Origin of the sequence: Natronorubrum halophilum (assembly GCF_003670115.1) — an archaeon.
Taxonomy (GTDB): Archaea; Halobacteriota; Halobacteria; order Halobacteriales; family Natrialbaceae; genus Natronorubrum; species Natronorubrum halophilum.
In genome coordinates this window covers 406,486-426,459 of record NZ_QQTY01000002.1, presented here as the reverse complement: position 1 = coordinate 426,459, position 19,974 = coordinate 406,486, and the positions used below count along the sequence as shown (strand labels likewise).

The window sequence follows — 19,974 nt, the reverse complement described above, 5'->3', positions numbered from 1 at the left end:
CCACACATGAGCTGCCACGAAATCGAAGCGCTACGACTCGGATTGATGAACGTCCTCGGCGTCGGGGACCAACACGCCCGCGACCACGCGGAGAAGGAACTCGAGGGCCACCTCGAAGGCCCGATCGAAGCCCTCGTCGAGGCCGAGAGTCTCGCGGCGATCGAACGCCACCTCGACGCTGCGCTGGTCGACTTAGAGGAGACGGTCGCCGCGATGGACGGCGATGACCCGGAGTACAACTACACCAAGGGACGGCTGCTCGAGGTTCGCAACGCCGAGCGGACGGTACAGCGACTGACCGCACAGGGCGAGAGCATCGTCGACGGACTGGGCGAGTCCCACGACCTGCTCCACGAAACGTTCCCCGTTGAAGAGTAAGCATGGCTGGAACTGCTGAACCCGACCGCGAGCGCGAACTCGAGTTTCGATCCGCCCCGCTCGGCGATATCGAGGCGGCTCGCAGCCGACACATGTGGACCCGCTCTGCGGTCCACGTCGCCGACGACCTCGTCGTCACGGGCGAGTGGGACGGAACGGTGACCGCTCGCAGTATCGACTCGCTCGAGTCCCGCTGGACGGTCGATCATCCGGATCACGCGGTCGGAATCGAGACGCTCGATAGTGGCGATGGCGACGGTGAGAACGACGGAGTCGCGGCGACGGTCGTCGTCGCCGGCCGCGGCGAGACAGGAACCATCGCGGCCTACGATGGCGAAACCGGCGAACAGCGCTGGCGCTACGACACGGTCGCGGATCTCGGCGCGGCGGTCAAAGAGACCATCTTCTACCGTCCGTACGTCGTCGGACTCGAGACCGATACCGACGGTGAGACGCTGTACGCCGCAGCGAGACGGTACGAGCGCGACGGCGAGATCCGCCGGTGGCACAGCACCGTCTACGCCTTCGATCCCGACGGCTCGCTTCGCTGGACGTACGAGACCGACGCGTCGCCGATCGCGATCGAGTCGGACGACGAGGGCGAGCGCCTCGCGGTCGGTTACAACCGCTGTACGGGCGACCACGACACCGGACTGGTCGTTCTCGAGGCCGAGAGCGGCGACCTCGAGTGGACCTGGGATCCCGGTACCGAAGGCGACCGACGCGTCGGCGACGTCTCGTTCGACGGCGACTCGATCGCGGTCTCGAGTCACGGCGACAAACGCGGCTACCTGCTCGGTCCCGGCGGTGCCGAGCGGTGGCGCGTCGACCTCGCCGTCGAGACGGATATCGGCGGCGAGACGCTGTACGCCTACCCGAACCACGCCTACGCGAACGACGGGCGGGTCGCGTTCGTCACCGGCAACACGTACGCCGTCGAGGGTCGCGAGACCGAGGGACGGCACCCGAACGAACATCGGATCGCGGCTTTCGATATCGATGCCGACGGTGAACTGCTCTGGGATGACGAGGTTCGGGGCTTCGTTCACGGACTCGCCGCCGCCGGCGATACGATCGCGACGCCCTGCGCCCAGAACTTCCGCGTTCGCGACCCCGAGACGCACGCCGTTCGGCGGTTTGACCTCGAGTCCGGCCCGATCGGAACCGAACGCACCGAGGGAATCGCGACCGGCGGCGCTGTCGACCGTGGTTCACTCGCTGCGATCGAAGAACCCGTAGCGTACCACGACGACGGCCGGACGCGCGGCGAGTACGCCCTGCACGTCGCCTCGCTCGAGTAACGAACTCCGCAGTCGGCTCGGTTCGAGCGGCTTCTCTGCTCCGTCGTCCGCGGCGTCGTTCGGTCTCGAGTGTCCGGTCCCGCGATAGTCGCACACGCAAGGGCAATTACCACAACGCTAACTCTCGTCGTTTTTCGCGTATAATGACAACGGGACTAGGAGATGATGGCTCCGAGGAATGTTCTGATTCCGTAGCAATCGGAGACTCCTCGAGCCATCGTCACGACGGCGAGCAAGCGGATCGAACGGACCGCAGGGTGCTGACTGACGGCGGTCAGGCGGAGCTGTCCGAGGAAAGCGACGAGGACGAGGAATCGGCATCCGAAGCTGACGAAGCGTCCGGAGACGACGCGGAAGAATCCGAGAACGAGGGAGAGGAGGCTGAAGAAGCGGATGTCGAGGACGACGCTGAGGATGGGGAGGAGGGACGAGACGACACCGGTGATCTCGCCGAAGACGACCGCGAAGAGGGTCACGCCGACGACGCCGAAGACGTGTACGAGGGCGACGACGCGTCCGGCGTCCTCCACCTCGATCTCGACGGGCTGTTCCTCGACGTGCTCGGCCTCGAGGTGAACCTGAACCCGGTTACGCTCGACGTCTCGGCCCGTCCGGGCGAAAACAACCTGCTCGGGAACCTGTTGTCCGCGGTGACGGGGCTGCTGGATGGCCCCAGCGCCGTGCTGGACAAGGTAACGTCACTGCTGAAGAAGCCACTGGAGGTGCTCAAGAGCCTTCCGGGGAAGGCAAAAGAGATGCTCGGCGGACTGCTCGAGAAACCGAAAGAACTCCTCAGCGGTCTGGTGAGCAAGCCGAAGGAACTGCTCAGCAAGCTTCTGGGTATCGGCGGTGGAGAGAGCGAAGAAGCTCCCGACGAGGGTGACGAAGCGGAGGCCGAGGAGGGGGCGGACGACGAGTCCGAGACGGAAGACGCGGACGACGAAGCGGCCGATGAGTCCCCCGGCCGGATCTCCGCCGCCGGTAGCTGGCTGAAAGAGAAGCTGCTAGGGCTCATTCCGGGCTTCCCGATCGAAGATCTCGTAGCGGCGGTCGTCAGTCAGGTGATCAAACAGTTGATCGAGCAGTTAGAACCGGACGGAGAGCAGGACGGATCGAGCGAGCAGTCGGACGCGACATCCCAGGAGGCAGCCTAAGCATGAGTGAAGAATCCCAATCAGTCACGCAGCGCATCGATTACGAAAAGATCACCGAGAACATCGACGTCGACGACCTGATCGAGGGAACCCAGTGGGAAGACGAGATCGACGGAGACCAACCGCTCGGGGAAGTGCTCGGCGGCCAGATCGGCGCGCTCGTCGGACGGAAGGTCGGCGAGTCCATCGGGCGGACGGTGGGCGATATGGTCGTCGACGAACTGTTCGGGACCGACGAGGAGGAAAAGGCCGAGGACTCTGCGGACGAAGGAGGCGATGCAGATGAAGCGGCGGACGAGGAGTCGGAAGAGTCCGATGCCGACGAGGAAACCGAAGAAGACGCCGACGAAGCCGAGAGCGAGGACGAAGACGAGACAGGCGACGACGCGGAGGAGGAATCGGACGAGGCGGAGTCCGAGAACGGAGACGACGAGAGAGAAGACGAAGACGCGGAGGAATAACCATGTCGCAAAGTCCGACCTCCGACGACGGGTCGCCAATTCCGCCTCGAGGTGAGCGCGATGAGTGAGTCCGGGCTGAAAGAGCTGGTATCCCAGGAGGTGAGCGATCAGATCGACGTGGCCGATATGCTCGGCGACGGAAGCATCGAGGACAGCATCGACGGCGGCGAAGTCGGTGCCGCGGTCGGCCGCGAGTTCGGCGAACAGGTCGGTCGCGAACTGGGTGCCGCGATCGGTCGTGCGATCCACGAGACGATCTCGGACGGGATCGAGGCGGGGAAAGACCGCACGGAGATACGGTCGGATCTCGCGACGGCGATCCGCGACGCCGTCAGGCAAACGGTCGAGGACAACGAAGCCAAGGAGTCAGTCCAGTCGCTGGCCCAGAACGTTACCGAAGGAAGCAGCCTCGAGGGGCTTCTCGAGGGCGATGAAGACGAGGGCGACGCGGAGGAGTCAGATGCCGAAGACGAGGGAGATTCGGACGACGCGGAACGTGAAGCCGAAGACGAAGCGAGCGACGAGGAGGACGCCGATGACGCCGACGGCGACGAGACGGAGTCCGAGGCCGAGGATACGGACGAGAACGAATCGGACGAGGAGACCGAGCCGTCGGCTGCGGACATCGAGGACCTCCGAGCGGATACCCTCGAGGATTTCCTCGGCGTGATGTCCTACCAGGATCTGCAGTCGGTCGCCAAGGACGTCGGCGTGAAGGCGAATCTCAGCCGGGAAGAGATGACCGAAGAGATCATCGAGACGGTGGCGGACGAGGAATCGGAGGCGGAAGCGGAAGCGGAGTAACCGAATCGGATCGCCATCCCGGGGTAACACTCGAGAATCGGGGTTCGAGGACGCTACCGCGGTGACAACGGGGATCACAAATGAGCCAGAAACTACACGAACAGATACGCGAGGTACTCGGTGACGCCGACGCATCCAGTAGGTCGCTCGCCGCCACGACCGAATCGGACGACGCAGACACCGAGTCGGCCCGGACGGACCTCATCGAGACCGCTCGACGGGCGAGCGAATTGCTCGAGGACGCGGAGCCGGACGAACTGCTCGAGGCGCTCGGCCTAGATACGTTGCCGGACGGCACCGAACCGGACTCGATTCCGGCGGCGATTTCTCGGGGCGATCCGGAGCAAGTCGAGGACCTCCAGCGACTGTTGAAGCTCTCGAAACTCGCCGAACGGGACGACGAACGCGCTCTCGAGGACGCGACCGGCCGGTTACGGGAGTCGGTCGCCGACGGCGCTGAGTCGAACGGTTCTAAGGCGGACGAGTCCGGAAGCGACGGCGACGGCGGCGCTCGAGAGGCGGTCGCGTCGGCCGCCGAAACAGTCAGTGAGGCCACCGGACTCGGCGACGTCATCGAGAGCGACGACGGCGAAGAGACGGCCGAGGGCGACTCCGACGCTGACACGGCGGGCGAGACGGCCGACCTCGGCGACAAGCTACGGTCGGCGGCGGAGTCCTCGTTCGAGGGGGTCGGTGACGATCTCGAGGGGCTCCAGCAGCGACTCGAGGAGGCGAGTGCCGGTGCCGTCGGAAGCGATGACGGGACGACGGATGAACCCGACGAGGGCGGCGATGTGGAACCGGCCGACGCGGAAGCTGACGAGGAGGAAGACGACGGATTGATCGGGGGCGGACTCGGCGGTGATCGGGACCGCGGCACCGCAACTGCCGGCGTGACCCACTACTCGACGATGGCACCACCACCCTCGGAACGCGCGGATATGAAAGGCACTGCGCGGTATTCGACGATGCCCGACAAACACTGATCAGATGACAAGACACATTAGCGAGACGCAGGTCCGCCACTGGCTGGACGAGACGGCGATCCGTCGCGTGACGACCCATTCCGACGAGGACACCGAGTTCAACGTGCAGGTCGAACTCTCACAGCTTCCGGTCCACGTGATCAAAGAAGACGAGTTCGGCCCCGTTCGAATCGTCGGTCGGAGCGGGTTCGATACCGAGCGGACGAAGGATTTGCTTCGAGACGATCAGCGGCGCGGCGAACTCCTCGAGTACGTCGGGCCGATGCTGGCGGCGACGCCGGGTTTCTACACGTTTCTCGATCCGGACGGAGAGTCCTGTCAGCTTCGGCGTGCGGAGACGGTGCAAGTCGAGTACCGGATCTATCCGGACGGAGCCAGTCAGCAGGCGCTGATGGACGGCATCATGTCGATCGCGACGAGCATGCGCTACGTTCGGAACGTCGTCGCCGTCGTCGGCGCTCGAGAATCGGCCGCCGATGAGTGACGTGAGAAACGCCGTCCGCTATCGGTTTCGACTATCGGAGCAGGGCGAAATCGACGTTACTCCTCCCTCCAGTCGTCGATGAACAGTCGCGTACCCATCACCGGAATAAACAGGAAGAACGCCAGCGTCATCGTCCCGACGAAAATGGCGTTGATAAACTGTGGGGAGAGCGCTGGAGACAGTAGCAACGACGCGATGATGGTCCCACCGCCGATCGAGACACCCGCGAGGATGAGCAGGTCACGCCGAGTTACCGGAACGTCCTCCGTCATACCCGTCCCTACGGACCGCGACGCATATAGTAGCCGTTGAAGGTCGTTGTCAGCCCGGTCGCACGACGGCTGCGTGATCACTTCGAAGCACGTTTCGATCGTCCACCTCAAGCGACCCTCGACGCCGGCGTACCACCCTGAACGCTTTTTTCTCGGAACGGTGTGGGATCCGTATGAATCGACGGTTCGCGGTCGGCCTCGCGGCTACGTGTCTCGGGCTGGTCGGATACGGTCTCGGAACCGAAGTCGCGTATCCGGGTCGATCGTTCTCGATTACCGTACTCATGATCGGCGTGACCCTGCTCGCGATCGGGGTGCGTGTCGAATGATGGACGTGGTGGTCGGACGGCGAGACGGGACGGTCCGAACGACGACCGTAGAACGCAGCGCGGACCTGACGACGCTCCGCGACTCGAGCGATCTCACGTGGATCGACGCGACCGATGGCACCGCGAGCGATCTTCACCAACTCGCTGACGCCTTCGACATCCACTCGCTCTCGGTCGACGACGTCGCGGTCGGCGGCCGAACCAAAGTCGAGGAGTTCGACGACTACACGCTCGTTCGCGTGAACAGTATCGAATCCGGGGTCGCTACGAGCGACCCGACTGACGATCTGCGGGGAACGACCCTCGGGCTGTTTTTCGGTTCGAACTGGCTGGTGACGTACGCGGCCGACCCCGTCGACGCCGTCGAGACCGTCCGCACGTCAGTCGCCCGCGACCACGGTCACGCTTCCGTCCACGAACGCGGAGTCGACTTTCTCGCGTACCGTATCGTCACGGAACTCGTCGAGGAGTACTTCGACGTCATCGACGACATCGAAAGGCGGCTCGAGCGCATCGAAGCGGCGGTGATCGACGACCCCTCGGAAGCGACGCTCCACGAGATCAACGACGTTCGATACGATCTGCTCGCCTTTCGACGGTTGCTCTGGCCGACTCGAGAGGCGATCGCGATACTGGCGCTCGGTGACGTCGGTCACGTGCACGAAAAAACGCGGAAGTACTACCGAGACGCGTACGAAGAAATCGTCGAACTGGTCGAACTCACGGAGACCTATCGGGATCTCGCGACCGGATCGCGGGACGTCTACCTCAACACGCTCGCCATGTCGACGAACGAGGTGATGAAGAAACTGACTGTGGTCGCAACGATCGTCCTCCCGCTGACGTTCGTCGTGGGCGTCTACGGGATGAACTTCGATGGAAGCCCGTACAACATGCCCGAACTCGGCTGGACGTTCGGATACCCGGCGACGATGCTCGGAATGGCCGCCGTGGCCGCGCTCTTGCTCGGCTATTTTTGGCGCGAAGGGTGGCTCTGACCGGACGGGTATCGGAGGGGAGTTGTTCGACGATCCCAACGGTTTCTCACCACGGCTTTCGCCGGGACTCGTGAGGCGTAGGACTTTGTGCCGTCGTCAGCTACTAACGCGCATGTACGAGTCGATTCTCGTCGCGACGGACGGGAGCGAGGCGGCGACTGAGGCCACCGCCCACGCGATTGAACTCGCCCGACGGTTCGACGCGACGCTCTACGGGATCGCCGTCCTCGAGAGCCGAACCGAGTACGACAACGCGATCGTCGATCCCGAGGAGGTAACACGACGGCAACGAGAGCGAGCGGAGACGACGCTCGGAGCGGTCGAGGATGCAGCCGACGACGCCGGGGTGACGTTCGAGACGGCGGTTCGGTCGGGCGTCCCCGCCGAAGAGATTCTCGCGTACGCGGCCGAGACTGATGTGGACGCGATCGTGATCGGCGCTCGCGGACGGTCGTCGTTTCAGGGGGCGATCCTCGGGAGCACGATCGATCGGATCGTCAGATCCGCGACCCGACCGGTTCTGATCGCCGGGAACGACCGGTGAGATCGGACGCGATACCGTCGGCTGGACGCGACAGTGCTATCGGCCGCCGGAGGCCGAACATTTACTTCGACTGTCGTGTGAGATACTGGTATGACGCTACTCGTCCCCTTCGACGGCTCGAGGTTGGCACGGAAAGCGCTCGAGAAGGCCTCGACGTTCGGCGACCTGCTCGACGAAGAGGTCGTCGTGCTGACGGTGATTCCTGACGACGCCGAGTACGCGAGGGATCGGGGCTGGATCACACGGGGAGAACCGTTCGACGCCGACGCGATCGAAGCGGGAATACAGCAACGAGCCGAGACGGTCGCGCCGGAGGCGACCTTCCGAACCAGACGCGTCAGCTCCGACGAACCGACCGCGACCTCGACGACGAACGTCGTTCGCGAGATCAGACGCATCGCGGGTGAACTCGAGGCGTCGGTCGTGTTCATCGGCTCGGAGAACGCCGGCTCGGTGATCGCACCGCAGTCGAGCGTCGGCAGTCCGGTCGCTAACGACCATCGCTACGACGTGTACGTCGTTCGCGAGCCCGGAGAAGCGGCGGCCCCCGAGGATATCTCGGACATCGACTCGACGATCGAGTGATCGAACTCGGTGCGCTCACCGCCCACTGACGAGAGCGGGGAGGGGTCGCCAGCGGCGACCGGTTGAGGCCGACGCGACGAACAGATTTTCCGGCTGACGTCCGCGGATGACGCGGTCCCGTCGACGATCCGATTCTCGAGCGACGACGACGGCGACGATCGTCCGTTCAGCCATCCGACCGGTTCTGGACCGGCACCGGCTTCGGGAATCATCGGCGGCGTCGCCATCGACAGTTCCTTCAGTTCCGTTGCGAGTTTGTATCACTACTTGTCATCTTGTAATCATCATACGGAGGAACGTTTATTCATCTGACTGCCATCGATTCAAACGAGATATGGTCGATCGGAATGGGTGGGGACGCGACCGTCCCGTTCTCACCGGATCGCCCCACAGCCCTCCGTCGTCGTTCGTCGAGCAGGCAAACGTCACGGATCCGGGGATCTACGAGACGTTCGAGGAGCAGTGGCCCGAGTGCTGGGAGCGTGCAGCCGACTTGCTCTCGTGGGATCGGCCCTACGAGACCGTCCTCGAGGACGACGACGCGCCCTTCTACCGGTGGTTTAGCGACGGGTCCCTGAACGCGTCCGCCAACTGCCTCGATCGCCACCTCGAGGCGGGGCGCAAGACCCACACGGCGATCCGCTGGGAGGGCAAACACGGCGAGCGCGAGACCTACACCTACCGGGACCTCTACGTCGCGGTCAACGAGTTCGCCGCGGCGTTGCGGGACCTGGGCGTCGAGGAGGACGACGTCGTGACGATCTACCTCCCGATGATTCCGGAACTGCCGATCGCGATGCTGGCGTGTGCCCGGATCGGAGCCCCACACAGCGTCGTTTTCGCGGGGCTCTCCGCCGACGCGCTGGCGACGCGGATGGACGCCGCCGACAGCGAGTTCCTGCTCACCTGCGACGGCTACTACCGCCGCGGCGACGCCTTCAACCAGAAGAGCAAGGCGGACAACGCCCAGCTCAAACTCGACCAGGACGTTCGAACCGTCGTCGTCGACCGACTGGGCGATGATCTGCCCCACGTTCTCGGGGACGACGAGCACGACTACCACGATCTGCTCGAGACGTTCGGGGGCGAGACCGTCGATCCCGTCCCGAGAGACGCCGAGGACATGTTGTTCCTGATGTACACCTCGGGCACCACGGGCGAGCCGAAAGGCGTCGTTCACACGACCGGTGGCTACCTCGCCCACGCCGCCTGGACGACCCACGCCGTCCTCGACGTCAAACCCGAGGACACCTACTGGTGTGCGGCCGACATCGGCTGGATCACGGGTCACTCCTACATCGTTTACGGGCCCCTCGCGCTGGGAACGACCACCGTAATGTACGAGGGGACGCCCGACTACCCCGACCGGGATCGGCTCTGGGAGATCGTCGACCGGAACGCGGTCGATATCTTCTATACGGCTCCGACGGCCGTCCGAGCCTTCATGAAGTGGGGAGCGAAGTATCCGGAGCGCCACGACCTCTCGTCGCTCCGGCTACTCGGGACGGTCGGCGAACCGATCAGTCCGCGCCCGTGGCAGTGGTACTACGAACACATCGGCGACGAGCGCTGCCCCGTCGTCGACACCTGGTGGCAGACCGAGACGGGTGCGGTGACGATCTCGACGCTGCCGGGTATCGACGAGATGAAGCCCGGCGCTGCCGGCCCAGGACTCCCCGGAACCGACGCCCGCATCGTCGACGACGACGGAATCGAGGTCGATCCCGGCGAGTCCGGCTACCTCACCCTCGCCCGACCGTGGCCGGGAATGGCCCGAACGCTCTACGACGGTGACGAGCGCTTCCGGACGGAGTACTGGGACCGGTTTTCCGACCCCGACGATGACGAGTGGCGCTACTTCAGCGGCGACGCCGCTCGAGTCGACGAGGACGGCTACATCACCGTCCTCGGCCGCGTCGACGACGTCATCAACGTCGCCGGACGGCGACTGAGTACCACGGAGATAGAGAGCGCGGTCACCGACGTCGGAGGCGTCGCCGAAGCCGCCGTCGTCGGCCGCTCGAGCGAGACCAACGGAACGGACGTCTGCGTTTACGTCAGCACCGAGAGCGGCTACGACGACGACGGCGCGGTTCGCGAGGCGATCGTCGACAGTATCGAGGCGTCGATCGGGGCGATCGCTCGACCGACCACGGTGCTCTTTACCCCCGAACTGCCCAAGACGCGCTCGGGCAAGATCATGCGCCGCCTGCTCGAGGACGTCGCGAACGGCGAGGAACTGGGAGACACGAGCGCGCTTCGGAACCCGGAGATTATCGGCGAGATCCAGGCGGAGATCCACGATCGGTAGCCAGTAGTACCATCGATTTCGGAGTTTCAAGAAATGCGAAACGGAATCGAGAGCGATCGTGCCCACGGTCTCCCGCGTTCCGGCGTTACCGTGCGTAGCCGTCGATAGAATTATATTCGCGTCGTTAGAAAGAGCGAACCATGAGTCTCGAGGCGGTCGACTCGACGGTGCGCTCACGCGAGCACTACGAGTCGCTCCTCGACGCCGCCGAAACGTATCGCGAGGCGCTCGTCGTTCAACTCTGCGGTGACGTCGGCCTCCGACCGACGGAACTCGCCGAACTCAGGATCGACCACGTCGAACAGGTCAGGATCGATCCGCCGCGATACCTGATCCGCGTGCCGGCCGTCGACGACGGATCGGGACGAACGGCGTACCTACCGACTCGGGTCGAACGGGAGCTACGGCGGTACGCGCGTAGCAACGGGTTGTCGCCCGACGATCGGATCTTTCCCGTCACGGCGCGTCGCCTCCAGATGCTGGTTTCGGATGTCGCCGACCGCGCCAGCGAACTGGCCGACCAGCCGGCACTCGCCGACGTGTCGACGAGCGACCTGCGACAGTACTTTCTCCAGAGTGCGCTCGTCGATCACGCGATCAACCCTCGAGTGGTCAAGACCGTCGGCGGCTGGCAGAGTTTCGAGGCGCTCGAGGCCTACCTGGCCGAGCCGACGGACGCGGAGATCGTCGACGCCTTCGGTGCCATCGAACGGCCGTCGGGAGTCGATCACGGCCAACCGGAGCCCCGATCCGGGGCCGTGGTGAGCGACGACAGCGTCATCCGCTTGCTGCTCGCCGCGAGCGAGCGCTACGCACTGCTCCGACTCGACGCGGACGGCTACGTCGAGCGCTGGAACCGAAGCGCCGCGTCGCTGTTTGGCTACCGAGCCGGCGAGATCGTCGGCACGCACGTCTCTACCTTTTATCCAGACGCGGCGGTCGACGACGGAGACCCCGAACGAGCGCTGTCGACGGCCCTCGAGGAGTCCGGACACGAGGACGACGGCTGGCGCGTCCACAAGGACGGCTCGCGGTTCCGGGCGACGGAAGTCATCTCGCCCCTGCGGGACGACCGCGGACGGCATCGGGGCTTTGCCGTCTTCGTCCGGGACGTCTCGGCCTCCCACGAGGAACTCGAGTCGGTTCGGTCCCGCTGTCAGGAACTCGAGGCGCGCTACGCGGTCGCTCGGGCCCACCGAGCGGTCACGCAGTCGCTGTTCGAATCGACCAGTCACGAGGATATCGAAGCGACGACCTGTACCGCGCTGACGGACGGCCGGGTGTACGACTGCGCCTGGATCGACCGAGCGACCGTCTCGGACCGGCACACGGAGTGGCGCGCCTCGAGCGGGATCCAACCCGACGGCGTCGACCGATTGGTTCCAGATCGGTGGCGCGAAGAGGAACCGGCGGCGATCGACGACGACGGCGAGACGGTCTCGGTGGCGACCGACGTTCCACTCGAAACCGCAAACGAGGACGAGCGCACCGACGGAGAGACCGGCGACGGAGCCGTCGCACGCGTCCCCCTCTCCTACGGCGATACGGTCTACGGAACGCTTTCGGTCGCGACCGACAGGTCGGGGGCGTTCGATACGGACGAGCGCCGGTGGCTCGAGACGATCGGGCGGCTGGTCGGCTACGCGATCGCCGCGGTCCGACGGCGGAACCTCCTCCTCTCGGATCGCGTCGTCGAACTCGAACTCGCCTGCCGCGACGACGACTCGTTTTTCGTCGCCGCTTCCCGGCAACTCGGCTGTCGGTTCGAACTCGACTCGCTCGTCCCGATCTCGGAGTCGACACAGCTGTACTACCTTCGTCTCGAGGGGGCCTCGCCGGCGGCCGTCTTCGATCTCGCCGCGGACGACCCCGGCGTCGAGGACTGTCGATTGGTCGAAACCCGCGAAGACGGCTGGCGCGTCGAGTTCGTTATCGAGGGCTCGTCTCCGGCGTTGACGCTCACCGAGTACGGGGTCACCGTCCTCGACGCCGTCACTGACGGAGGAAAGACGATCCTCACCGCGGAGTGTGCAGCAGACGCCGACCTGCGGACGATCGTCGCCGGCCTTCGCAGTACGTTCCCCGCTTCCGAACTGATCGGAAAACGCGAGGTCGAACGGACCGTCCAGACGTCCCGCGAGTTCCGAGAGGGACTCGAGGATCGGCTCACCGACCGCCAGGAAGCATCGCTTCGGGCCGCGTACTTCGGCGGCTACTACGACTGGCCCCGCGAGAGTACGGCCGAGGAGATCGCCGATGCGATGGGCGTCTCCTCGCCGACCCTGCACAATCACCTTCGAAAGGGCCAACACGAACTCTTACAGACGTTCTTCGACGATCCGGCCGAGGCGGATGCCGGCCCATCCGAGAGCGACTAACCGGTCACCGCGGGTTCGCCCGCAGCGGTCGATCGACTGCCGACGACTCGCTATCGATAATCGCGAGTGACGCTCCTGACACGCAACACGATACTAAGTCTCTAGAGGATCCCCCTTGCAAGTGCATGCGTCCGGGCGGAGTCGGCGACGCTCGCTTCGGTCCGCCGTGTCGCGCGACCGTGAAACGGGCGTTTGACACCGATATTATCGGATGATTCATCCTAATACAGTCAATATACCCTAGTTATTCCCCCCGCCTGAGGCCCGATTTTGCACACCTAGATGGCGTCTTTACTATGCTTGTTGTATTTTGGGGTGGTGTATCATGTCACAGGAGGATGCCAACCTCGAGGCCCGTCTCGAGGAGCAAGAAACGTTCGACCCGCCCGAATCGTTCGTCGAGCAGGCGAACGTCTCGGATCCGGGAATCTACGAGGAGTTCGAGGAAGACTGGCCGGGCTGCTGGGAGCGGGCCGCCGATCTGTTGTCGTGGGACGAGGAGTACGATACCGTCCTCGAGGACGACAACGCCCCGTTTTACGAGTGGTTCACGAACGGGAAGCTGAACGCGTCGTACAACTGCATCGACCGTCACGTCGAGGGCGACCGCGCCGACGAAACGGCGATCGAGTGGGAGGGAGAACTCGGTGAAACGCGCAGTTATACCTACGCCGAACTCCAGCGCGAAGTCGAGGAGTTCGCCGCGACGCTCCGCGAACTCGGCGTCGAGGAGGACGACGTCGTCACCCTCTACCTGCCGATGATCCCGGAGCTCCCGATCGCGATGCTCGCGTGTGCCCGAATCGGGGCCCCACACGCCGTCGTCTTCGCTGGGTTCTCCGCGGACGCGCTCGCGACCCGGATGAACGCCGGCGAGAGCGAGTACCTGGTCACCTGCGACGGCTACTACCGCCGCGGTGACGCCCTCGACCACATCTCGAAGGCCAACGAGGGCCTCGGGTCGGTCGAGCACGAGGTCTCCGACGTCGTGGTCGTCGACCGTCTTGGCGACGACCTGGAACACGACCTCGTCGACAACCAGCACGACTACGACGACCTCGTCGCCGAACAGGAGGGCGCGAGCGTGGAGCCGGTCTCGAGGGACGCCGAGGACATGCTGTTCCTGATGTACACCTCGGGAACGACCGGCAAGCCGAAGGGGGTCAAACACACGACGGGTGGCTATCTGGCCTACAGCGCGTGGACGAGCCACGCCGTCCTCGACGTCAAACCCGAGGACAACTACTGGTGTGCGGCCGACATCGGCTGGATCACGGGCCACTCATACATCGTCTACGGTCCCCTCGCGCTCGGGACCACGACGATGATGTACGAGGGCACCCCGGATTACCCCGAGAAGGACCGGATGTGGGAACTCGTCGAGAAGAACGACGTCGACATCTTCTACACCGCGCCGACGGCTATCCGGGCGTTCATGAAATGGGGCGAGCAGTACCCCGCCGAGCACGATCTGTCGTCGCTGCGATTGCTCGGGACGGTCGGCGAACCGATCAACCCGCGCGCGTGGAAGTGGTACTACAAGCACATCGGCGGCGAGAACTGCCCCATCGTCGACACCTGGTGGCAGACCGAAACCGGCGGCATGATGATCACGACGCTGCCGGGGATCAGCAAGATGAAACCAGGCTCCGCAGGACCGCCGCTGCCGGGAATCGACGCCCGCATCGTCGATGCGGAGGGGAACGAGATCTCGGCCGGCGAAGCCGGTTACGTCACGATCAACAACCCGTGGCCCGGGATGCTCCGGACGTTGTACAACAACGACGAGCGATTCATCGGGGAGTACTGGGCGGAGTACTCCGACGAGGAAAACGACGAGTGGGTCTACTTCCCCGAAGACGGTGCGAAGATCGACGAAGACGGCTTTATCACCGTCCTCGGCCGCGTCGACGACGTCATCAACGTCTCCGGTCACCGACTCGGGACGATGGAGATCGAGTCGGCCGTCGTCGGCGTCGAAGGGATCGCCGAAGCCGCCGTCGTCGGCGGCGACCACGAGGTCAAAGGCGAGGCGGTCTACGTCTACGCCATCCCCGAAGACGGCTACGAGACCGGTGTCGACCTCGAGGAGCGCGTCGTTCAGGGGATCCTCGATTCGATCGGCCCGATCGCGAAGCCGGAAGAGGTAATCTTCACGCCGGAACTACCGAAAACGCGCTCGGGCAAAATCATGCGCCGCTTACTCGAGAACATCGCGAGCGGCGACGAACTCGGCAACACCTCCACGTTGCGGAATCCGGAGGTCGTTGACGAAATCGCAGAACAGGTCGAAACGGACTGAGACGGTCCGTTCTTTTCGAAAGGGACGCAGACACTGGATCGAAAAACGGCACACGAAACCATGCCAGAGAAAGACAACCACAATATGAGAGACGACAACCACGAGATAGCGACCGACGGTGGGATGAGTGACGTTGAACGAGAACAACAGATCGACTATATGGACGTCGAGATCAACCTGTTAAAACCGGCGACCCCGTTCATGCGGGATCACTTGCGGATCATCTGGATCGGCTTCGCCATTTGGGCCATCACGACGTTCGCACCGATCACGGCGACGCGTATCGCACCCGACGTGATGACAACCCAGATGCCGCTGATCGGCTTCCCGTTGCACTACTTCTTACTCGCAATCGTCGGCCCGGGATCGGCGTTGCTGCTTTCGGTCTGGTACGCGCGCAAGCGCGATCAGATCGACGAGAAGTACGGTATCGAACAGGGCGTCGTCGAAACGGAAACGACCGAAACCGTTCCGGACGACGCGACCGCGACTGACGGAGGTGCCGACGAATGATCGACAGCGTTCCGATGCTGGCGGAATTCTCGATCGATGCGCTGGAGATGGCCCCGCTGCAGGCGGACGAGGAGTTGCTCCCGGAGGGGCTCGACATCTCGTTCAAGCTCGTTCCGTCGATCATCGTTATCGGAATGATGTTGATGTTCATCGTGGCCGGCTTCATGTTCAAGGTCGCCGACACGGACGACATGTGGGTCGCCGGCCGCTCGATCGGTAATCTCGAGAACGGGATGGCGATCGGGGCCAACTGGATGTCAGCCGCGACGTACCTCGGGGTGGCGGCCACCGTCGCAGTTTCGGGGGTCTACGGCCTGGCGTACGTCATCGGCTGGACGACGGGATACTTCATCCTCCTGATCTTCATGGCCGCTCAGATGCGGCGGTTCGGTAAGTACACCGCGCCGGACTTCGTCGGAGACCGATTCAACTCCGACACCGCACGCTCGCTTGCAGCGGTTACCACGTTCCTGATCGGGTTCGTCTACGCGCTCGGACAGGCCCGCGGGATGGGTCTCGTCGGCATGTACATCCTCGGAGACTGGTCGGCGGTCACCGGCGGCCTGCTAACCGGGTACCAGACGATGATGGTGATCTTTATGGTCATCACCATCGCGTACCTGTCGCTGTCGGGGATGCTCGGCGCGACTAAGAACATGGTCCTGCAGTACGTCATCCTCATCAGTGCGTTCCTGCTCGGACTGCTCGTCACCGGCTGGGCGTCGGGGTACACGACGGTGCTCCCTCAACTCGAGTACGGGATGATGATAGACAGCCTGTCGTCCGAGTTCTCGGAGCCGTTCGCGGGCGGGAGCTACTACCTGTGGATCGCGACCTGTTTCAGCCTCGTCTTCGGGACGTGTGGACTGCCCCACGTGCTGGTCCGGTTCTACACGGTTCAAAACGAGCGAGTGGCCCGCTGGTCGTGCACCTGGGGGCTGTTCTTCATCTGTCTCCTGTACCTGAGCGCCCCCGCCTTCGCGGCGATCGGAACCGCGCTGTACGGTGAGGAGATCGGTGCCGTGTACGGCGATCCCGGCATGACCGGCGCCGCCGGCGACGTCCTCGTCGTGTTGGCCGCACAGCTCGCGGAACTACCGGCATGGTTCGTCGGCTTCGTCGCAGCGGGCGGTATCGCCGCAGCGGTCGCGACGACGGCCGGTCTGTTCATCGCCGCCTCGTCGGCGATCTCGCACGACATCTACGCGAACATCATCAACGAAGACGCGACCCAGCGCCAGCAGGTGCTCGTCGGTCGCCTGAGCATCATCCTGATCGGTGTGCTCACGATCATCTTCGCGCTGAACCCCCAACAGCCGATCGCAGCGCTTGTCGGGTTCGCGTTCTCGCTTGCGGCCATCGTGTTGTTCCCGATGTTCTTCCTCGGCCTCTGGTGGGAGAAGACGAACCGTCAGGGCGCGCTTGCCGGCATGACGACCGGCATCATCGTCTGGTTCATCCCCATGTTCAACGAGGGTAACTTCGGCCTCCTCGACGGTGGCTTCGGCATCGAGGTCATCTCGACGTGGATGCCAGCTATCGGCTCGGCGCTCATCGGCGTGCCGATCGTGTTCGCGGTCACCATCGCCGTCTCGCTCGTGACCGACGATCCGCCGCTCGAGACCAAACAGATGGTCCGGCAGTGTCACAGCCCCGATCCGATGCCGAGTGACAAGACCGCGGCGGACATCGTCGCCGAAAAGAACAGAAGCGGAAACGCACCTGCGGACGACTGACAATGTACGAGCGCATACTCGTTCCGACGGACGGGAGTAACGTAGCGAAAGTGGCGGTCGAACAGGCGATCGATCTCGCCGAGAAGTACGACGCCGAGGTCCACGCGATATTCGTCGCCGACACCGACGCGATCGCGTACGGGCTGGGTACCGAACAGGTCGACCGGATCCGACAGGGCCAGTTCCAGGGGATGACGGAACTGCGCGAGGACGCCGAGGAGGCGACCGGCTACGTCACCGAGGCGGCCGAGGCTGCCGGCCTGACCGCCTACGAGCGCCACGCCGGTGGACAGCCACACAAGATGATCGCCGACTACGCCGAGGACAACGACATCGACCTCATCGTCATGGGGAGTCACGGTCGCTCGGGCGTCCGGCGGGCACTGCTCGGCAGCGTCACCGAGCGCCTGCTCCGCTCGACGCACGTTCCCGTACTGGTCGTCGACTACGTGGACGACGACTGAGACGGCGACGCACAAGAGTAACGTTCCACCGATCCGATTCTTTCGACATGATGCGACCACCATCCGCGCTTACGGGGAGATCGACACGATGAGTTTCACTGATCGGTTGCGCGAACACGTCACGGACAACGGGACCGGCATGCTCCACGACCTGCTGTTCGCTGTCGTCTGGGTCGCGCTCGTGAGCTTCCTCTTCGATTTCGTCTTCGCGAGCGCGCCCACGTGGGTCTTCTACATGTTCCTGGCCGCGGGAATTCCCGCGTACTTCGGCTTTTTCTTCTCGCTCGAGTTGGCCAAGCAGGAACACGGGGAGTGACGGATCCGCGCCCGGAAGACACACCGACTGCAGATCGCCGATCGCTTTTTTCGCGTTTCAATCGTTTTCTCTGGCCGCGAGCGCCCGCTGTCTCAGGCGAAAGCACAGGAGGCTCGCTCCGCCGAAAATGATCGGCAACGTCAGGTCTACCAGCGATCCAGATAGCCCGGATCGAACGCTCATGCCGGCCATTACGGCGAATATAAGCGCCAGGAGACCGGTTATCGGAACAATGAACCCCTCCGGAAACACCGACTGCCCCTCCTCGCTCGGTTCGTTTCCCATACGGGCTCGTTGGTATCGTGCCAACTAATAGCCACGCATCGGGTCTCGAACCGACGCGAGCGTCGGGACGATTCGAACCGACGCGCGCGATGATCACGGGCGCTGCAAAACAAGTTCGTCGCGTCGATCGACGCCGGCGCGTCGTTTCCGTTCGCTAGTTACCTCCGCGCTCCATTTACTCCCAGTAGTCCACGTCGTCGTCGAGTCGGTAGTACCCCTCGAGGGATCGTTCGTCGCGGCCACCCGGCGGCGAGCCGACGAAGAGGCCGAATTTCCCCATCTCGGGGTAGACGGTGATATCAGGCTCGTTCATCGTCGAGATCATCAGGTATCGGAGCGCCCCCTCGCCGTCGTTGACGATTCGATGACCGCCGTTCTCGTTCGCCGGGAGGGTCACGAAGTCGCCGGCCGTCAGCGGCTCCTCGCCGCTCTCGGCCCGCAGGAGGCCCTCGCCCGACAGCACGTACAGCGCCTCCTCGTTGGCCGTGTGATAGTGGTAGGGCCACGACCGCATCCCCGCCGGGAGTTCGTAGAGGCTACAGCCGAGGTCGTCGGCGTCGACGGCGCTCGCGAGTTCCTTGCGACGGAACGCCGTCTCCCCGTGGTCGTATTCGTTCCACTCGAGGCTCGATTCGTTGATTTTCTCCATACGATGAGAGCACGTGATTACGCTAAATAACAGTTATCGGGCGCTGATGGCGGTCAAACACCGTCGGCCGACACGTGAGCGCCGATCCGAAACGAGCGATGCTGCGGGCGGTCGGCCACCGACGGACGGAAAACGAAACCGCCTAACCTCGGCCGAGAGTGGACTCGAGCATGCACGACGAACCCGAAGTCGCCGTCCTTCGGCTCGGCCACCGCCCCGGCCGGGACGAGCGGATGACGACCCACGTCGGTCTGACCGCGCGGGCGCTGGGCGCAGACCGCGTGCTCTTTCCCGACAACGCCGGCCAGTCGCTCGAGACCGTCGCGGACATCACCGACCGGTTCGGCGGCCCCTTCGCGGTCGAACTCACGGACTCGCCGCAGGGAATCATCCGCAACTGGGGCGGACGCGTCGTCCACCTCACGATGTACGGCGAGCGCGTCCAGGACGTCGAAAGCGACATTCGAGCGGCCCGCCGAGACGACGGCGAGTCGCTGCTGATCGTCGTCGGGGCCGAAAAAGTCCCCTTCGACGTCTACGAGGAGGCCGACTGGAATGTCGGCGTTACCAACCAGCCCCACTCGGAAGTCGCCGGCCTCGCTGTCTTTCTCGACCGGTTGTTCGAAGGGCGCGAACTCGAGTCCGAGTGGACGGACGCCGATCGAGAAGTGATCCCGATGGAAACCGGCAAGCGCGTCGAGTCGACGGACGAGGAGTGAAGCCG

The 19,974-nt window shown here is 64.2% G+C and carries 22 protein-coding genes; 19 read left to right on the top strand and 3 right to left on the bottom strand.

Annotated features, from left to right (window positions below):
- Positions 1-6 precede the first annotated feature (6 nt).
- From DWB23_RS08175 to DWB23_RS08145, 7 genes are all read left to right on the top strand, one after another.
- Positions 7-378, top strand: coding sequence for a DUF3209 family protein (locus DWB23_RS08175; RefSeq protein WP_121742334.1), 372 nt, complete (start codon positions 7-9; stop codon positions 376-378).
- A 2-nt stretch (positions 379-380) separates the two neighbouring features.
- The gene (locus tag DWB23_RS08170) at positions 381-1,679 is read left to right on the top strand and encodes an outer membrane protein assembly factor BamB family protein (protein ID WP_121742333.1); all 1,299 of its coding nucleotides are present in this window, start codon (positions 381-383) and stop codon (positions 1,677-1,679) included.
- A 143-nt stretch (positions 1,680-1,822) separates the two neighbouring features.
- A complete protein-coding gene (locus DWB23_RS08165) occupies positions 1,823-2,833 on the top strand; it encodes a DNA primase (protein ID WP_121742332.1) in 1,011 nt (336 codons plus the stop codon).
- 2 nt (positions 2,834-2,835) lie between these two features.
- Positions 2,836-3,294, top strand: coding sequence for a hypothetical protein (locus DWB23_RS08160; RefSeq protein WP_121742331.1), 459 nt, complete (start codon positions 2,836-2,838; stop codon positions 3,292-3,294).
- Between the two features lie 60 nt (positions 3,295-3,354).
- Complete coding sequence (locus DWB23_RS08155) at positions 3,355-4,098, top strand: hypothetical protein (RefSeq protein WP_121742330.1); 744 nt, start codon at positions 3,355-3,357, stop codon at positions 4,096-4,098.
- Between the two features lie 80 nt (positions 4,099-4,178).
- A complete protein-coding gene (locus DWB23_RS08150) occupies positions 4,179-5,084 on the top strand; it encodes a hypothetical protein (RefSeq protein ID WP_121742329.1) in 906 nt (301 codons plus the stop codon).
- A gap of 4 nt (positions 5,085-5,088) precedes the next feature.
- Complete coding sequence (locus DWB23_RS08145) at positions 5,089-5,568, top strand: hypothetical protein (protein ID WP_121742328.1); 480 nt, start codon at positions 5,089-5,091, stop codon at positions 5,566-5,568.
- Positions 5,569-5,624: 56 nt separating this feature from the next.
- Here DWB23_RS08145 and DWB23_RS08140 read toward each other — a convergent pair whose 3' ends face one another.
- Complete coding sequence (locus DWB23_RS08140) at positions 5,625-5,840, bottom strand: hypothetical protein (protein ID WP_121742327.1); 216 nt, start codon at positions 5,838-5,840, stop codon at positions 5,625-5,627.
- A gap of 173 nt (positions 5,841-6,013) precedes the next feature.
- Between DWB23_RS08140 and DWB23_RS22940 the strand changes: the two genes are divergently transcribed.
- The 11 genes from DWB23_RS22940 (at position 6,014) to DWB23_RS08090 (ending at position 18,316) form a co-directional block, all read left to right on the top strand.
- Positions 6,014-6,169 (top strand): hypothetical protein, encoded by a 156-nt coding sequence (locus DWB23_RS22940; protein ID WP_162989772.1) that lies wholly within the window; start codon positions 6,014-6,016, stop codon positions 6,167-6,169.
- Positions 6,166-7,167, top strand: a complete 1,002-nt coding sequence (gene corA / locus DWB23_RS08135; RefSeq protein WP_121742326.1) for a magnesium/cobalt transporter CorA — start codon at positions 6,166-6,168, stop codon at positions 7,165-7,167. The genes DWB23_RS22940 and corA overlap by 4 nt, the downstream gene beginning before the upstream one ends.
- A gap of 112 nt (positions 7,168-7,279) precedes the next feature.
- Entirely contained in the window at positions 7,280-7,711 is a 432-nt protein-coding gene (locus DWB23_RS08130; RefSeq protein WP_121742325.1) for a universal stress protein, read from the top strand.
- Positions 7,712-7,801: 90 nt separating this feature from the next.
- Entirely contained in the window at positions 7,802-8,296 is a 495-nt protein-coding gene (locus DWB23_RS08125) for a universal stress protein (protein WP_121742324.1), read from the top strand.
- Between the two features lie 334 nt (positions 8,297-8,630).
- Entirely contained in the window at positions 8,631-10,607 is a 1,977-nt protein-coding gene (gene acs, locus DWB23_RS08120; RefSeq protein WP_121742323.1) for an acetate--CoA ligase, read from the top strand.
- A gap of 140 nt (positions 10,608-10,747) precedes the next feature.
- Positions 10,748-12,985, top strand: coding sequence for a bacterio-opsin activator domain-containing protein (locus DWB23_RS08115; RefSeq protein ID WP_121742322.1), 2,238 nt, complete (start codon positions 10,748-10,750; stop codon positions 12,983-12,985).
- Between the two features lie 325 nt (positions 12,986-13,310).
- On the top strand, positions 13,311-15,287 hold the full coding sequence (gene acs, locus DWB23_RS08110; RefSeq protein ID WP_121742321.1) for an acetate--CoA ligase: 1,977 nt from the start codon (positions 13,311-13,313) through the stop codon (positions 15,285-15,287).
- A 60-nt stretch (positions 15,288-15,347) separates the two neighbouring features.
- Positions 15,348-15,800: a DUF4212 domain-containing protein gene (locus DWB23_RS08105; RefSeq protein ID WP_121742320.1), complete on the top strand. Its 453-nt coding sequence runs from the start codon at positions 15,348-15,350 to the stop codon at positions 15,798-15,800.
- Positions 15,797-17,536: a sodium:solute symporter family transporter gene (locus tag DWB23_RS08100; protein ID WP_121742319.1), complete on the top strand. Its 1,740-nt coding sequence runs from the start codon at positions 15,797-15,799 to the stop codon at positions 17,534-17,536. Before DWB23_RS08105 ends, DWB23_RS08100 begins: the two co-directional genes overlap by 4 nt.
- Positions 17,537-17,538: 2 nt before the next feature.
- Positions 17,539-18,000, top strand: a complete 462-nt coding sequence (locus tag DWB23_RS08095) for a universal stress protein (RefSeq protein WP_121742318.1) — start codon at positions 17,539-17,541, stop codon at positions 17,998-18,000.
- A gap of 88 nt (positions 18,001-18,088) precedes the next feature.
- Positions 18,089-18,316, top strand: coding sequence for a hypothetical protein (locus tag DWB23_RS08090; protein WP_121742317.1), 228 nt, complete (start codon positions 18,089-18,091; stop codon positions 18,314-18,316).
- A 57-nt stretch (positions 18,317-18,373) separates the two neighbouring features.
- Here DWB23_RS08090 and DWB23_RS08085 read toward each other — a convergent pair whose 3' ends face one another.
- Both DWB23_RS08085 and DWB23_RS08080 read right to left on the bottom strand, forming a co-directional pair.
- A complete protein-coding gene (locus tag DWB23_RS08085) occupies positions 18,374-18,601 on the bottom strand; it encodes a hypothetical protein (RefSeq protein ID WP_121742316.1) in 228 nt (75 codons plus the stop codon).
- A gap of 175 nt (positions 18,602-18,776) precedes the next feature.
- Complete coding sequence (locus tag DWB23_RS08080; RefSeq protein WP_121742315.1) at positions 18,777-19,250, bottom strand: cupin domain-containing protein; 474 nt, start codon at positions 19,248-19,250, stop codon at positions 18,777-18,779.
- A 170-nt stretch (positions 19,251-19,420) separates the two neighbouring features.
- Between DWB23_RS08080 and DWB23_RS08075 the strand changes: the two genes are divergently transcribed.
- On the top strand, positions 19,421-19,969 hold the full coding sequence (locus tag DWB23_RS08075) for a tRNA (cytidine(56)-2'-O)-methyltransferase (RefSeq protein WP_121742314.1): 549 nt from the start codon (positions 19,421-19,423) through the stop codon (positions 19,967-19,969).
- Positions 19,970-19,974: the final 5 nt, after the last annotated feature.

Excerpts from the sequence above, each read along its gene's own strand:
- DWB23_RS08130 (WP_121742325.1), top strand. The coding sequence starts at position 7,280 with ATGTACGAGTCGATTCTCGTCGCGACGGACGGGAGCGAGGCGGCGACT.
- DWB23_RS08085 (WP_121742316.1), bottom strand. The coding sequence starts at position 18,601 with ATGGGAAACGAACCGAGCGAGGAGGGGCAGTCGGTGTTTCCGGAGGGG.
- corA (WP_121742326.1), top strand. The coding sequence starts at position 6,166 with ATGATGGACGTGGTGGTCGGACGGCGAGACGGGACGGTCCGAACGACG.
- DWB23_RS08140 (WP_121742327.1), bottom strand. The coding sequence starts at position 5,840 with ATGACGGAGGACGTTCCGGTAACTCGGCGTGACCTGCTCATCCTCGCG.
- DWB23_RS08115 (WP_121742322.1), top strand. The coding sequence starts at position 10,748 with ATGAGTCTCGAGGCGGTCGACTCGACGGTGCGCTCACGCGAGCACTAC.
- DWB23_RS08160 (WP_121742331.1), top strand. The coding sequence starts at position 2,836 with ATGAGTGAAGAATCCCAATCAGTCACGCAGCGCATCGATTACGAAAAG.
- DWB23_RS08155 (WP_121742330.1), top strand. The coding sequence starts at position 3,355 with ATGAGTGAGTCCGGGCTGAAAGAGCTGGTATCCCAGGAGGTGAGCGAT.
- DWB23_RS08095 (WP_121742318.1), top strand. The coding sequence starts at position 17,539 with ATGTACGAGCGCATACTCGTTCCGACGGACGGGAGTAACGTAGCGAAA.
- DWB23_RS08075 (WP_121742314.1), top strand. The coding sequence starts at position 19,421 with ATGCACGACGAACCCGAAGTCGCCGTCCTTCGGCTCGGCCACCGCCCC.
- DWB23_RS08150 (WP_121742329.1), top strand. The coding sequence starts at position 4,179 with ATGAGCCAGAAACTACACGAACAGATACGCGAGGTACTCGGTGACGCC.
- DWB23_RS08165 (WP_121742332.1), top strand. The coding sequence starts at position 1,823 with ATGACAACGGGACTAGGAGATGATGGCTCCGAGGAATGTTCTGATTCC.
- DWB23_RS08100 (WP_121742319.1), top strand. The coding sequence starts at position 15,797 with ATGATCGACAGCGTTCCGATGCTGGCGGAATTCTCGATCGATGCGCTG.
- DWB23_RS08080 (WP_121742315.1), bottom strand. The coding sequence starts at position 19,250 with ATGGAGAAAATCAACGAATCGAGCCTCGAGTGGAACGAATACGACCAC.
- DWB23_RS08175 (WP_121742334.1), top strand. The coding sequence starts at position 7 with ATGAGCTGCCACGAAATCGAAGCGCTACGACTCGGATTGATGAACGTC.
- DWB23_RS08090 (WP_121742317.1), top strand. The coding sequence starts at position 18,089 with ATGAGTTTCACTGATCGGTTGCGCGAACACGTCACGGACAACGGGACC.
- DWB23_RS22940 (WP_162989772.1), top strand. The coding sequence starts at position 6,014 with ATGAATCGACGGTTCGCGGTCGGCCTCGCGGCTACGTGTCTCGGGCTG.
- DWB23_RS08170 (WP_121742333.1), top strand. The coding sequence starts at position 381 with ATGGCTGGAACTGCTGAACCCGACCGCGAGCGCGAACTCGAGTTTCGA.
- DWB23_RS08145 (WP_121742328.1), top strand. The coding sequence starts at position 5,089 with ATGACAAGACACATTAGCGAGACGCAGGTCCGCCACTGGCTGGACGAG.
- acs (WP_121742323.1), top strand. The coding sequence starts at position 8,631 with ATGGTCGATCGGAATGGGTGGGGACGCGACCGTCCCGTTCTCACCGGA.
- DWB23_RS08125 (WP_121742324.1), top strand. The coding sequence starts at position 7,802 with ATGACGCTACTCGTCCCCTTCGACGGCTCGAGGTTGGCACGGAAAGCG.
- DWB23_RS08105 (WP_121742320.1), top strand. The coding sequence starts at position 15,348 with ATGCCAGAGAAAGACAACCACAATATGAGAGACGACAACCACGAGATA.
- acs (WP_121742321.1), top strand. The coding sequence starts at position 13,311 with ATGTCACAGGAGGATGCCAACCTCGAGGCCCGTCTCGAGGAGCAAGAA.